This window comes from Dyella dinghuensis, assembly GCF_003977615.1.
In the GTDB taxonomy this organism is placed as follows: Bacteria; Pseudomonadota; Gammaproteobacteria; order Xanthomonadales; family Rhodanobacteraceae; genus Dyella_B; species Dyella_B dinghuensis.
The window spans coordinates 442,043-454,942 of the sequence record NZ_RYZR01000002.1; the positions used below are offsets into that span (position 1 = coordinate 442,043).

Annotated in this window: 18 protein-coding genes; 8 read left to right on the forward strand and 10 right to left on the reverse strand. The window is 58.3% G+C overall.

The features are described 5' to 3' along the window. Window positions 1-14: 14 nt before the first annotated feature. The 8 genes from EKH79_RS03030 to EKH79_RS03065 all read right to left on the reverse strand — a co-directional run bounded on the left by EKH79_RS03030 (window position 15) and on the right by EKH79_RS03065 (window position 4,677). Window positions 15-410 carry a DOPA 4,5-dioxygenase family protein gene (locus EKH79_RS03030; RefSeq protein WP_126672298.1) on the reverse strand — a complete coding sequence of 132 codons (396 nt, stop codon included), beginning with the start codon at window positions 408-410 and terminating at the stop codon, window positions 15-17. A gap of 224 nt (window positions 411-634) precedes the next feature. Next, window positions 635-1,384, reverse strand: a complete 750-nt coding sequence (locus tag EKH79_RS03035) for an HvfC/BufC N-terminal domain-containing protein (RefSeq protein ID WP_126672299.1) — start codon at window positions 1,382-1,384, stop codon at window positions 635-637. Further along, window positions 1,381-2,232 (reverse strand): MNIO family bufferin maturase, encoded by an 852-nt coding sequence (gene bufB / locus EKH79_RS03040; protein WP_126672300.1) that lies wholly within the window; start codon window positions 2,230-2,232, stop codon window positions 1,381-1,383. Before bufB ends, EKH79_RS03035 begins: the two co-directional genes overlap by 4 nt. Before the next feature lie 64 nt (window positions 2,233-2,296). After that, the gene (gene bufA2 / locus EKH79_RS03045; RefSeq protein ID WP_126672301.1) at window positions 2,297-2,584 is read right to left on the reverse strand and encodes a BufA2 family periplasmic bufferin-type metallophore; all 288 of its coding nucleotides are present in this window, start codon (window positions 2,582-2,584) and stop codon (window positions 2,297-2,299) included. 49 nt (window positions 2,585-2,633) lie between these two features. Beyond that, window positions 2,634-3,398, reverse strand: a complete 765-nt coding sequence (locus tag EKH79_RS03050) for an alpha/beta fold hydrolase (RefSeq protein WP_126672302.1) — start codon at window positions 3,396-3,398, stop codon at window positions 2,634-2,636. A gap of 54 nt (window positions 3,399-3,452) precedes the next feature. Next, window positions 3,453-3,929: a DoxX family protein gene (locus EKH79_RS03055; protein WP_126672303.1), complete on the reverse strand. Its 477-nt coding sequence runs from the start codon at window positions 3,927-3,929 to the stop codon at window positions 3,453-3,455. Beyond that, complete coding sequence (locus tag EKH79_RS03060) at window positions 3,926-4,210, reverse strand: BufA1 family periplasmic bufferin-type metallophore (protein WP_126672304.1); 285 nt, start codon at window positions 4,208-4,210, stop codon at window positions 3,926-3,928. Before EKH79_RS03060 ends, EKH79_RS03055 begins: the two co-directional genes overlap by 4 nt. Window positions 4,211-4,257: 47 nt before the next feature. After that, the gene (locus EKH79_RS03065; protein ID WP_126672305.1) at window positions 4,258-4,677 is read right to left on the reverse strand and encodes an organic hydroperoxide resistance protein; all 420 of its coding nucleotides are present in this window, start codon (window positions 4,675-4,677) and stop codon (window positions 4,258-4,260) included. A 292-nt stretch (window positions 4,678-4,969) separates the two neighbouring features. Here EKH79_RS03065 and EKH79_RS03070 point away from each other — a divergent pair, with 292 nt between their 5' ends. Genes EKH79_RS03070 through EKH79_RS03080 form a run of 3 tightly spaced genes read left to right on the forward strand, consistent with a single transcriptional unit; the run spans window position 4,970 to window position 7,603 of the window. After that, on the forward strand, window positions 4,970-5,512 hold the full coding sequence (locus tag EKH79_RS03070; protein WP_126672306.1) for a redoxin domain-containing protein: 543 nt from the start codon (window positions 4,970-4,972) through the stop codon (window positions 5,510-5,512). Window positions 5,513-5,546: 34 nt separating this feature from the next. Then, a complete protein-coding gene (locus EKH79_RS03075; RefSeq protein WP_126672307.1) occupies window positions 5,547-6,287 on the forward strand; it encodes a response regulator in 741 nt (246 codons plus the stop codon). Next, entirely contained in the window at window positions 6,284-7,603 is a 1,320-nt protein-coding gene (locus EKH79_RS03080; protein ID WP_199754101.1) for a sensor histidine kinase, read from the forward strand. Before EKH79_RS03075 ends, EKH79_RS03080 begins: the two co-directional genes overlap by 4 nt. Window positions 7,604-7,610: 7 nt before the next feature. Here the strand turns inward: EKH79_RS03080 and EKH79_RS03085 are convergent, their stop codons facing one another. Both EKH79_RS03085 and EKH79_RS03090 read right to left on the reverse strand, forming a co-directional pair. Next, window positions 7,611-8,540, reverse strand: coding sequence for an MBL fold metallo-hydrolase (locus tag EKH79_RS03085; protein ID WP_199754103.1), 930 nt, complete (start codon window positions 8,538-8,540; stop codon window positions 7,611-7,613). A gap of 170 nt (window positions 8,541-8,710) precedes the next feature. After that, a complete protein-coding gene (locus EKH79_RS03090) occupies window positions 8,711-9,064 on the reverse strand; it encodes a helix-turn-helix domain-containing protein (RefSeq protein WP_126672308.1) in 354 nt (117 codons plus the stop codon). 281 nt (window positions 9,065-9,345) lie between these two features. On the opposite strand from EKH79_RS03090, the gene EKH79_RS03095 reads away from it, so the two are divergent. The 5 genes from EKH79_RS03095 to EKH79_RS03115 all read left to right on the forward strand — a co-directional run bounded on the left by EKH79_RS03095 (window position 9,346) and on the right by EKH79_RS03115 (window position 12,899). Beyond that, window positions 9,346-10,407, forward strand: coding sequence for a replication initiation factor domain-containing protein (locus tag EKH79_RS03095; protein WP_126672309.1), 1,062 nt, complete (start codon window positions 9,346-9,348; stop codon window positions 10,405-10,407). Continuing rightward, window positions 10,404-10,694 carry a single-stranded DNA-binding protein gene (locus EKH79_RS03100; protein WP_126672310.1) on the forward strand — a complete coding sequence of 97 codons (291 nt, stop codon included), beginning with the start codon at window positions 10,404-10,406 and terminating at the stop codon, window positions 10,692-10,694. The genes EKH79_RS03095 and EKH79_RS03100 overlap by 4 nt, the downstream gene beginning before the upstream one ends. 181 nt (window positions 10,695-10,875) lie before the next feature. Beyond that, entirely contained in the window at window positions 10,876-11,082 is a 207-nt protein-coding gene (locus tag EKH79_RS03105; protein WP_126672311.1) for a hypothetical protein, read from the forward strand. A gap of 11 nt (window positions 11,083-11,093) precedes the next feature. Next, on the forward strand, window positions 11,094-11,312 hold the full coding sequence (locus EKH79_RS03110) for a major capsid protein (protein WP_126672312.1): 219 nt from the start codon (window positions 11,094-11,096) through the stop codon (window positions 11,310-11,312). A gap of 90 nt (window positions 11,313-11,402) precedes the next feature. After that, window positions 11,403-12,899 (forward strand): virulence factor TspB C-terminal domain-related protein, encoded by a 1,497-nt coding sequence (locus EKH79_RS03115; protein WP_126672313.1) that lies wholly within the window; start codon window positions 11,403-11,405, stop codon window positions 12,897-12,899. Window position 12,900 lies beyond the last annotated feature (1 nt).

A 12,900-nucleotide genomic window follows, 5' to 3' on the forward strand; every position in this document is an offset into this window, starting at 1 on the left:
CGCGTTGGTGCACGTCAGAAATCCGATTTGCCGAAGCGGGCCACACCCTGGTTCTTGCCCGGTGGATCGAGCGTCGTCAGATCCAGTTCCACAGGTGTGCCGATCCAATGAGCCAAAGTCGTGTGATCGGCAAGGTCGTCATCCGTCAGCGGATGAACGAGTGCCCGGAATCCCGACGCCTTGATGAAATCGAGAATGGCGGGCAACGCCTCTTTCGTGAAATGAATTTCAAACTGCGGGATGGGATGCGGTCCCGCTTTGCCGTTCGTGAGTTGGCCGACAAACAGCAGCTGAGGAATTTTTCGCGACTGCATGAAGTCGCGGAGGAGGGCGCGCGCCGTATCGGCCAGGGCTCGCTGGGAAGATTCGAAATAGAGATGCGCGTGATACGGCGCATTGTCGGCGCTCACGATAATTGCTCCTGTATAGCCGGGTCGCTTAAACGTCCCCAGATCGAGGCTGGGCACATCGAGACAACAGTTTGGCACACCAACCCATTGCAATCAGCACCCCCGGTATGGGGCGCTCGATGGTGCGCGCCCGACGGCGAAGCTCCGCAGCGCAATCGATTTTTTGGTAGCTCGATTGAAAGCGTGAAGATGGCCCAAAGCCGCCGTATGGGCGCCTTATCAAGTTATGCGGCTGCCGCAACCAGCCATTCCTTGCTGATCCAGTTCATCAGCAACGCACCGGCCTTGGCGATACCTTCTTCCTCGCCGAGCCTTTCGACCAGTATGTCGCACAGTCCGGCGAAACTGCCGTTGGTTTGAAGCTGCAACAGCGCGGCATATTCCAGCAAATCCACGGTATTGAGGTAAACCGTGAACTGCTGCCGCCACACGATGACGCCTGCGGGTTCTGCGAGCATCTCGCTTTCGGGCAGTGCATCGTTCTGCTGCAGCGCCGACCAGATATCCGCGGCGTTGGTCGTCGCGGACAGAATCTCCAGCGAGGGCACCAAGCGGAGCCGGGCGGTATCCCAATCGACGTGCGCGAGCGCCTCCGGCGTCAGCACATCGCCATCGGGCGCCACGAATGCCCGCGCCAGTGCAAACTCGATCCGCGCCAACTCGTGCACATCCGGGTTATCGGGATAAGGCAACGCCAGCGTGTCGTCGAAGTTATCGCCGTAGGCATCAAGCGTCCATGCGTGTGGCGGATGGCGGTCGATATGAGCGACGGCCGCGGCGAGAAACGATTCTTCACCCAGCCATGTGCGCACGTTCGGATAGCTTGCTTCCAGGCAATCGATCAACTGGACGCGATAGTTGTTTTGGTAAACGTTCAATCCGGCGCTGGAGCCTATACTCAGACGCGATGCTGCATCACTCGATGCGGCAACGAGCCAGGATTGAAAATCACGTTGCATTTCGGCGAGATTCATGCGGCCACCGCTCTGCGCGTGCGTGCATGGTTGTCACCGATGCGCCGTGCAATGGCCAGTTCATCGAGCAGATCGGTCAACGGCGGAATATTGCCATCGCGCTCGATCATGGTCGCCACCGGCCCGGTCAGCGCTATAGCTTGTGCATAGAGCGCCCAGACATCGTCGCGCACCGGCATGTCGTGCGTGTCGATCAAAAGTTCTTCGCCCTGAGTATGTCCGGCAAGATGGATCTGCCGCACGCGATCAGCGGGAATACCGCGAAGGTAGGCTTGAGCGTCGAAACCGTGGTTGGTGGCACTTACATAAATGTTGTTGACGTCGAGCAGCAAACCACAACCAGTGCGCTTGCTCATGGCGTCGAGAAATTCCCATTCCGTCATCACCGAATCGCCGAACGCAATGTAGCTGGACGGATTCTCGAACAGCAACGCGCGGCCCAGTATGTCTTGCGCCTGGCTGATATTCGCGCAGACGATGTTCAATGCCTCCTCGGTGTAGGGAACCGGCAGCAGATCATGCGAATTGAAGTGATCGATGCGTGACCAGCTCAGATGATCGGAAACAAAAAGCGGTTCGATCTCATCCGCCAGCGACTTCAGCTTGCGCAGATACTCAGGTTTCAAGCCATCTGCAGAACCGATCGACATCGACACGCCGTGCAGTGCCACCGGATGACGTTCGCGCACCTGGCGAAGAATATGTCGGGGCTGGCCGCCTTCGACCATGAAGTTTTCGGAGATCACTTCGACAAAATCGACGGACACATTGGTTTCGAGAAAGTCCCGATAGTGATCCCGGCGCAAACCGAGTCCATAACCTGCAAACCGGGGTAGTGACGTGGACATTGCGAGACTCCTGGGAAAAAGAGTGAGGGGCTGAACCCGCGTTTTGCGGGTTCAGCCCGCCCGATTACTTGCCTTGCGGTTCGGTCAGCGTGCCACCCGCGGCAGTGCATGCGCTCGGCGTCTTCACGACGACGCCCTGGCCTTTGCAACCGTTGAGGCCTTTGCAGTCGTGCTTGGCCGTAGCGCAGAGGCTTTGGCCCTTGCACGAGTTGACGCCGTAGCAGCGGCCGGGCTGTTCTTTCTGCGCGGACTGATCGGCCGCGTGTGCCGTAACCACCGATGAGAGAGCGAGTGCGACGACGACGGCTGCGGAAGCGAAGCTGTTGCGAGACTTGATGACGAGAGTGTTCATGATGTTTTCCTGGAGTGGGGTGTGGGGGTGACGGTGAAACAAAGCGGCGTTATTTCAGGCTCTGCGCGGCGTCTTCGATAACTTGCGCAACCTGTTCGGGCTGCGACATGAAAACGAAATGGCTGCCCTTGATCTCGGTGATCTTCGAACCGGCACGCTGATACATCGAGCGCTGCAGGTCGGGGCTGTAGAAACGGTCTTCGGTGGCGACGACGGCCCAGCTCGGCTTGTTGCGCCATGCCGCGACGCCAGCGGCGCTACGCAACGCGGAGACCGTTCCCGATACCTGCGAGATCGCCATGAAGTTGGTGCGGTTCACCGTGAGATCGCCGCCGAGATCCGCGCCGAACTTCTTCTGATCGACCGTGATGTAACCGTCGAAAGACGTCTGCAGATCGTTGCTCGGCTCAGGCACAGATTCGACGAGCTGCAGCACGCTCTCGCCCACGCTGGGCGCTACAGCGGCGACGTAAACCAGACCTTTGACCTTGTCGCGGTTGCCGGCTTCGCTGATCACGGCGCCACCGTAATCGCTGCCTACCAACAAGGTCGGACCGTCTTCCTTGCGAAGCTGCCGAAACACGGCGTCGGCGTCATTGGCCAGCGATTCGACGCGCGGCTGCACGACGTTCACGGTGTAGCCCTTGTGGATCAGGATGTCGTGCACGACGTGCCAACCCGAACCGTCCACGAACGCACCGGGAACGATCACGATGTTCTTGACGCCGGCAGGTGCGGGAGGAGCGGTGTCGGCGGCGTAGGCGGATGTGGCCGCCGCCAACATGAGAATCATCAAACTTAACGACTTGCGCATGGAATTTTTTTCCTCGGGGAATTGCGATGTAAGAACAGATGTTTTTCGCGGCTATCAGGCGCGGCGCAGGCGGTCGAGCGACCACTTCCCGCCGCCACGCGCGACGAGTGGCAGCAGCAGTCCGGCCCAGCTCAGGTGTGTGGGCCACGCATCCGGGTACACGAACACTTCGATCACCGTGGTCATGCCGAGCAGCGCAAGCGCAGAAACCCGCGTGAAGAGGCCTAGCACCAGCAATACGGGAAACATATGTTCCGCGCCGGTCGCCATGCGCGCGGCCCAATCGGACGGGATCAACGGCAGCGCGTATTCGTTGGCGAACAAGTCGTAAGTGGAAGGCTTGATGGTCAGGATGCCTTCGACTTTCGTGCGTCCGGATTGGAAGAACACGGCAGCGATGCCGAGACGCGCGACAAGCAGCAGCAACGCATCGGGCACGATGCGCGACAACCACGTTGCCGGTGCGCTATCGCGATTGACGTTCGCGGCTTCGAACTTGGTCGGCGCGATTTCCACGCTGCGCAAATTCATGACTTGGCCTGCAGCGAGCCGTAGCCCTTCGGTGTCTTGATCGTGGTGCAGGTGCCCTTGGCGACCAGAACCCAGGAGTTGCCCTGATAGTCTGCCTTGGAGGTACCGGCGCACGTCGTGCCAGCGCCAGCAGCGCAATCGTTCTTACCGGCGAGTGCTACGCCGTAGCATTTTTCCATCGCCGGTTTCGCCGAGCTGGAGGAAGTGGCGTGCGCGCTGGTCGCCAGCGTTGCGAGAGAGAAGGCCAACGTAGCGGCCAGGGTTGCGTAGGTGTTTTTCATGATGTGTGTCTCGGTGATGGGATGAGTGAGAGGGATACAAGCGCCGCTTAGACGGCGGTGATGACAGCGTTGATGTTTCCGTGCGTTGCCTTGGAATATGGGCAAATCTGATGCGCGCGATCGGCGATGGATTGGGCGAGGGCGAGATCGAGTCCCGGCAGGCTTACCTGCAGGCGCGCCGAAATGAAAAAACCTTCTTCAGGGTTGTTGTTGAGATCCACTTCGGCGTTCACCGAGGTGTCGGCGGGAAGACGCACGCCCACTTCCTGCGCGGCGCGACCCATCGCACCGATGAAGCAGGCGGACCAGCCGGCGGCAAACAGCTGCTCGGGATTGGTGCCGGTACCGTTGGAACCCGGCAGCGACAACTTGATGTTCAGGCGATCGTCACTGCTGCGCGATTGGCCATCACGGCCACCGGAGGTGACAGTCTGAGCGGTATAGAGAACGGTGCTGTTCTGAGACATGCTTGGTTTCCTTAAGTGAAAGGCCGTTCGCCCCGAAGCGGTGGCGTGCAATTGGCCGGTGTGCATAGGAAACCGTCGCGACGTATCCCGGTTGTGTCGCGCGGGGTAGCAAAAGGCATCGCAGTGTGTCGAGGCGGCCGCCGGATACGTTCCGATACAAAACCCGCCGTCTTTGTACAAACGGATACAAAAAGCCGGTAAAGCAGACACGTTGGGGATAACTCAGCGCCGTCAAATAGCGGACAAGGCAACGCGCACAGGCGCCGCCACCCACTATTGCGAGGAAAACCTCATGAAACTTCTGCGTATCGCCATTGCCGCGGCCGCCCTGGCTTCGGCGCTTTTAGCCTATTGGCCCGCCGCGTGGACCACGGCCAGCGCCCAGGAAACGGCCGTCTCCCAGGCCCCGGAATTCACCGGCGCGGACCGCTGGTATAACTCTCCGCCGCTGACGATGGCCGCACTACGCGGCAAAGTCGTCCTGGTCGAATTCTGGACGCGCGAATGCATCAACTGCATCGACGTACTGCCGCATACCAAAGCGTTGTACGACAAGTACGCCAAAGACGGTCTGGTCGTGGTTGGTGTGCACACGCCCGAGTACGATGAAGAACGCGATCCGGCCGCGCTCCAATTGGCTCTGCGCCAGCTACACGTCACGTGGCCGGTTGCGGTGGATAATGAGTCGCGCATCTGGAACGCTTACGGCAACCGCTATTGGCCCGCGGTCTACCTCATCGATCGGCAAGGACGGGTGGTGTATAGCCACGTCGGCGAGGGAAACTACGACGAGACCGAACAGCACGTTCGTCAGTTGCTGGGTCAGGCGCAGTAAAACGTAACCGCAACTCAACCTTGGGATGAACGACATGGATCACATCGACCACATTCTCGTTGTCGATGACGATCACGACATTCGCACCGGTGTCGTGGACTATCTACGCAAGAACGGCCTGCGCGCGAGCGCAGCCGTCGATGGCCGCGACATGTTCGCGCAACTCGACACGTCGGCGTTCGACTTGATCGTGCTCGACATCATGATGCCGGGCGATGACGGCCTGGTGCTTTGCCGCACGCTGCGTAGTGGCAAGCATCGCGCCGTGCCGATTCTTCTGCTCACCGCACGCGATGACGAGACCGATCGCATCATCGGCCTGGAGATGGGCGCGGACGACTACGTGGCCAAACCGTTCTCGCCACGCGAATTGTTGGCGCGTATCAAGGCGGTGATCCGGCGCACGCGCATGCTACCGCCGAACCTTCGCATCACGGAGACGGTCGATACGTTGTCCTTCGGCCGTTGGCGCCTGAATACCACCGCACGTCATTTGATCGACGAAAACGACACCATCGTTGCGCTGAGCGGCGCCGAATTCCGATTGCTGCGCGTGTTCCTGGATCATCCGCAGCGTGTGTTGTCGCGCGACCAACTGCTCAACCTGACGCAGGGCAGGGATGCGGAACTCTTCGACCGCTCCATCGACTTGCTGGTGAGTCGCTTGCGAACCCGCCTTGAAGATAAGGCAAGAGAACAGACCTACATCAAGACCGTGCGCAGCGAAGGTTATGTCTTCAGCATGCCGGTAACCGTGCACGGGAACGACACATGAGTTTCCTCGCATCGATGGCGCCGAAGCGCTGGCTGCCACGCAGCATGGCGTCGCGTCTTTATTTGATCATCCTGGCGGGTTTGTTGTTGGCGCAAGGTCTTTCTATGGCGCTGCAGTCCTACGAGCGTTACGAAAGCGCCGTGTCAGTGATGCTCAACACCGTCGAAAACGAGGTTGGCACCTCGGTCGCCATACTGGATCGCTTGCCTGTGCAGGAACGTCCCAACTGGCTCGGCCGTCTGCAACGCGACAATTACCGCTTCCTGCTCGATGCAGGGCAGCCCGGCATGCCGCTGATTTCCGAACGTTCGCGTCAGCTCGTTCGCAGCATCGCTAAAGAAGTGGGGCCCGATTACCACGTGAACGCCGACGCGGTTTCGGTAAAGCCGGAGCGCTATCAGGTGCATTTCACTTTGCATGACGGCGCGCCGCTCACGCTGGAAATCACACCGCATATGGCGCCGGTGGCGTCGTGGCTTCCTGTCGTGTTGATGTTGCAGTTGCTGCTACTGCTCGTGTGTACATGGCTGGCCGTACGACTGGCGACGCGGCCGTTGACGCAACTGGCGCAAGCCGCCGAATCCATGACACCGACTGCAGATGGACCGCGCATGAGTGAAAACGGTCCTACCGAAGTGGCGCAGGCCGCCGTGGCTTTCAACACGATGCAGGAGCGCGTTGCTCGTCATCTCAAGGAGCGGCTGCACATCCTGGCGTCGATCTCGCACGACCTGCAGACGCCGATCACGCGTATGCGGCTTCGCGCCGAGAATCTGGAAGAGTGCGAAGAGCGGGAAAAAATTCTGAAAGACCTGCGTGAGATGGAGCATCTGGTGCGAGAAGGCGTCGCTTATGCACGCAGTGCGCATGGTGGTGCGGAAACTCCCGTGCGTATCAATGTGGAAGCCTTTTTCGAGAGTCTCGTCTTCGACTACCAGGATATGGGTCGACCGGTCACACTGTCCGGCTCCATCGACGGCACCGCCATGGTTCGTCAGCAGGCGTTGCGCCGTGTGTTGGGCAACCTGATCGACAACGCGATCAAATACGGTGGCAGCGCCGAAGTCAGCGCGTGGAGAACGGAGCAGGGCACATTGTGCATGGCGGTATCGGATCGTGGCCCAGGCATCCCCGAAGCATCGCTGGAGCAGGTGCTTCAGCCTTTTTATCGCCTGGAAGCATCACGTAACCGCGATACCGGTGGCGCCGGCCTTGGGCTAGCCATCGCCGCACAACTTACGCGCGCGATTGGTGGAAACCTCGCATTGGCCAATCGTGATGGCGGCGGCCTGATCGCAACCATCACCTTGTCCTGATTCGATATCAAGGTTGTAAACGCATACCGTCTTGAGCAAACACGATGGGACCCTTGTAGTGCGTGCGAATGGAAGCCTCGACGCTGGCCTGCTGTTGATCGATCACGGGTGACAAATGACTGAGCAGCAGTTTTTTTGTTCCGCTATCCGCAGCGACCACGCCAATCGTCTTAGGCGGCGTGTGCAAGGTGTAAAGCACCGGTCGTGAACCTGGTGGGTCGAGCACGACGGAATTGAAAACCAGCAGACTGGTGTGCTGCGCAATGCGCTGCAGGTTATCGATTCCGTTAGCATCGATATCGCCGCTGAAGGTGATGCTTTGATGATGGTAGTCGATGCGATAAATCACCGCGGGTGCGTCGCCGTGATGACCCGCTATCGCGCTGATATCCAGTCCTTGCGCTGAATAAATGACCTTCGGTATCTTGGAGGCATTCGCAGATGCATCGATATCCGTCGCATTGATCGACACCGGCTCGGCAAAGTCGTGCAGATAGCTGTACGCGCCATCGGGGCCGAACAACAGATCGATAAAATGACTGGTTGACGGGAAGGTGGCTTCATCGCCTTCGCCACGATGCCCGGTGGGACCAAAGAGCCGGACATTGACCGGCCCGTCACCTGAAACCGCACGTGCTTTGAAAAAACCAGGCAGCTCGCCAGTGTGATCGATATGCAAATGCGTCAGCAGCACGATATCGACGTTGGCTAACGACAGCTTCGCCTCGCCGAGCCGCACAAACGTGCCAGGCCCAGCATCCACCATGACGCGAGGCGTGCCGTCAACCAAAACGATATATCCAGCTCCAGCTCGGCCCGTAGCGCCAGGTCCGCCAGATCCAAGCACCACAAGCTCCAGCGGCGACACAACCGGCGCGGCGATGCTGCTGCTAGCGGCCAACATCAACAGTGCGACATAAAACGAAAGCTTGAACATGAGTGCCTCCACCAATGTGCATGCACAGCGCGGGCTTCGTCTTAGAAGCGGACCACATCCATTCTGTTAGAAGGTGACGCGGTAGAAGGGATGACACGGTTAAGTGTCTGGGTGACAGAGTTAAGACGATAACGGCGCTGGGCAAGCCTTTCGAGGGTCTATCTGTAATTTTACATAATATACAGAGTGGTCGAATTATGGGCACTCGAAACTGTCCCTGCGTGAGCAGGGGACAGGTTTACGGCTAGTGCAACGATCGCAGCTGCTTGCGCAAGCCGAAGCCACACCTTGCGTATTTCTGGTGATCGAGCGCGTTCTGCTTCGATCAGCGGGAGCCAGTGCGCCAATTTTTCGCCGGTAGCGATGCACATGCGTTCAACGCTGTCTGCGTCCGGGTGTCCGCCACCGTTGCGCCATTTGCTTACTGCGGCTCTGCCTATGCCGAGTTTTTCGGCTGTCGCGTTGTCGGACGCGAGCGAACATACTTTTTTGTATTTGTCAAGCAAATTAGTTGTGGCGCTCATGTTTCCAACCCGTTGACGGTGGATGTTTCCGGGGAGTATACATAGCCCAATGTTTCCGGCGTGGAAACATTTGGGGAATCCGATGCTCGTTGCCTATCTCGCTCTTGGCGTGATCGCTCTGATTGGCGTGTTCGACGTGGTGCTTCCGTTGCGCGCTGTGGTTACACGCCAGCGCGATTCGCTTGAGGGCATCAGCAAGTGATGCACCATCCCTTTGAGTATTTCCTTATTCGCATGGTCGCGGGTGTTCTGACTGTTGTCGCGATCCTGATCGTCAAATCGTGGTTTCGGCGATGAGCCAAGTCCCTTCAGTTAACAAGGGACTAAAGTCCCTCTCCCCCTCGGATACCCGCGAGGCGGCTTTTATTGATTATCTGACCTTTACGGTGACTGCTGATGCGGTTAAGGCACTTGCGCCCGACGCGCGTGCGCTGCACTCGGGTTATGACGCGCAGCACGAAGCGTCGCAGCTGGTGTTTGCGCAGATTCTTCTTGCGGTGCTCGGTCTTTCTGATCTGTTGGTTCTTAACGGTAATCGCGGTGGGTTTCGTTCTTTCTACGATCATCACTTCAAACTGCATACCGCTGACGGCGATGTGTGCGGTGTTATTGCTTTCGGCGGTGAGCGTCAGCGTTTTACGACGATGATCCAGTTGACCGGCGCGGGCTGCGCCCACGTCCAGGCGTGGGGCAGGGTGCGCGACGTTCTTGAGCAGATGTCCGCGCGTGTCACGCGTGTCGACGTTGCGCACGATGATTACGAAGGTGCGCACAACATTGACGACGCGATTCGTTGGCACTCTGAGGGGTTATTTACGACCACCGGCCGGCCACCTGCTTTGCAGGTGGTTGGCTGGGATGATGGTTCGGGTAAGACCGTTTACATCGGCAAGAACACCGGTAATCAGCAGCTGTGTGTTTACGAGAAGGGTAGGCAGCAAGGGGCGCGCGATGACGATGCGTCCGTGAATTGGGTGCGCTGGGAAGCGCGTTTTGGTTCGGAGTATCGCGATATTCCGTTGGATGTGTTGACGAATCCGGTTGCCTATCTGGTGGGGCATTACCCCGTCATGAAGTACTGGATTGACGCTCTATGTTCCCGCATGCGCACCGCGCGTGAGCGCGTCGCGTCGAATCTCTCGCACTCGTTGCGCTGGGCGCGTCGTCAGTACGGCAGTGTTATCAATTTGCTTGTTGAAAATTTGCCGGAGCCTGAGCAGCTGGTCCGGTTTCTTTCGCGCCATGTGGCGAAGAAAACGCCCCCGCCGTGGCTTAAAACGAATCCGTTTGGGGCGTTTGTCATAGCCGAAGCCGTTGAAGGCAGGCTGGAGATACTCACATGAGCAAGGTCATTGTTAAGTCCGATCAGGTCCACCAGCGCACCGTGAAGGGTAAGAACGGTCGTGAATATACGTTCCGCACGCAGTTGGCGGCGTTTGACAACGGTGGCGATTTTCCGCAGCCGTTTCCGCTTCGTCTCGATGACAAGCAACCTGCTTATGCCCCCGGTGAGTACAGCATCGACGTTGATAAGTCGGTATACGTCGACACGTCGGGTCGTTTCGAGCCGGAGTTGAAGCTGGGTCGCCCGCATCTGGTGGCGATTCCAGGCGCTCGCAAGGTCGCGTGATGGGCTGGTTTCTGGAACGCGGTAGGCCTTGGGCCTGTTGTCACCAGTACTTGGTGGAGACCGGTGTACCCGGTCTTCGCCAGATTCACTACCTGTGTTTGTCGCGAACTGATTTGTTCGTGTGCGCGTTGTTGTTGGCCGTTGTTGTCGTCGCGGCGTTTCGTTTTCTGAGGAGGTGAGCGTGTTGTTGCAGACGCTTTATCAGGCCTGTGATTCGGCGAATGTCGATGCGTCTGGTGTTTGTTCGGCTCCGATTTGGGTTCAGGTGCCGACGCTCATTCCGTGTTTGTCTTTGGCCGATGGGGCCGAGATCGCGGTCGCCATTTTGACGCTTTGGGCGCTCGCGTGGGGTATCAGAAGCGTTGTTGATTCCATTCACGTTAACTAGGTAGGTGTCCGATGTTTAAGAAGTTGAAGGGTGCGCTGTTGGGCCTCGTGGCTATGGGTCCCGTTGCTGCGTTTGCGCAGGGTACGGGTAGTACGACCACCATCGATCCGACGTCGATTGTCGCGACGTTGACCGCTAACGAGCCTGCGATTGTTGCGGTGGGTTCGGCTGTGATCGGCGTGGTTGCTCTGATCGCGTCGATCCGGTTCGTGCGTCGCGCCGTTGTTTGACCTACGACGCGCGGGTTTCGGCCCGCGCTTCGTTTTAGGGGGTGTTATGTACGACGGTTATTTTTTTCTTATCGGTTTTTTGGGGGCGGCGTGGATTCTTTTTCGTGCTCGGTCGGGTCGAAATTCGTAACGCTGATCGCGTTCGCCTTGTTCGTGTTCTCTTTCGGCGTGTTTCTTCCGCCGTCGTTCGGTGGAGTCGCTTACGCGCAGACAACCACGTATGCGCAGGCGATGGCTGCTTGCGTTGCGTGGTCGAAGTCCGAGAATTACGCAACTACTCCTAGCGCTACGTGTGAGGGTGATCAGTACAACCCACCAAGTACGTGTTCCGTCGGTTTGTATTTGGGCGCGGCCGATGTGCCTGAGTACGCGCAGAAGCCCGGCTTCATCAACACGTGGAATTATTCGTGCACCACAGTGCAGCAGAGTAATCCGTGTTCCGGTTTGACGGGTTCTACTGTTCCGGGCATCACTGTGTCACCCGGTCAGACGTTGGGTACGATAGGGCAGACATGGACGCAGGACCCGTCGTCAGGTGGCTACGTGGCGTGTCCCTACAACATCACGTATAGCAATGGTGGTCAGTGTGTCGTTACTTCGACGGGTACGTGTACGGTCACAGCTACGATTTCTTATACGGGTTTGACTGCATCGAGCAATGAGAGTACTTCGCCTGCGACGCCCGTTGGCACTCCGGAGTACGATAATTCTTCCGGTCAGCTTGCGAGTCCGCAGCCACAAACGTCGTCTAGTGCTCCCCCGAATATTTGCGGTGGGCAGAGTTGTTTCGATCCGAGTACGCAGCAGTTTTGCGCGACGGATGCGGGCGGTCAGTTTTGCGTGCCTATGTCGAGCGCAGACACGTCGCAGGGCGGTTGTTCGTCTCTTGCGGGTTCGACCATTTGCGCGGGTTCCCCTACGCCACCGTCGCCGGTCGGTACGAGTGGCTCTCAGATCACCAGTCCTCCTACGCAGATTGCTGGTCAGGATAACTACCCAACCGGTAACGTGCAGGGCGGTGGCACCGGTAACATCGGCGTGAGTGTCTATAACCCGCCCGGTGGTTCGTCGTCGAGCGGTTCTACGTCCACGTCGGTGAAGACCGGAGGTAAGACTACGAGTTCTGGCAGCGGTCCCGCCTCGTCGTCCAGCAGCGGTTCTTCTGACTCGTTTGGCGCGGGGTCTGATTGCAACACGCCGCCGGTGTGTTCGGGTGACGCTGTTCTATGCGGTATATCGCTGCAGGATTGGCAGTCCATGTGTTACCAGAATAATTTGCTTGTCGGTAACGGACAGCAGCCGCCAACGTTTCAGTCCGATCAGACTAAGTATTCACAGTCGAATGTCTGGACGACGCCCACCGTTGGTAACACGACAGGCGATCAAGCGAATCAGGGTACTTACGATGCGTCCGGTTTTGGTTACTCAACGACGTGTCCGTTGGTTGATAAGACTATCCCTCTGATGGGCGGTTCATTTGTGTTTCCTTTCTCGCAAGGTTGCGCTTTGGGCACGACTTTGTATTGGGTCATTCTCGCCTGCGCGTATATCACCGCGGCGATTATCACTGCGGGTGGTAGGAGCTGAT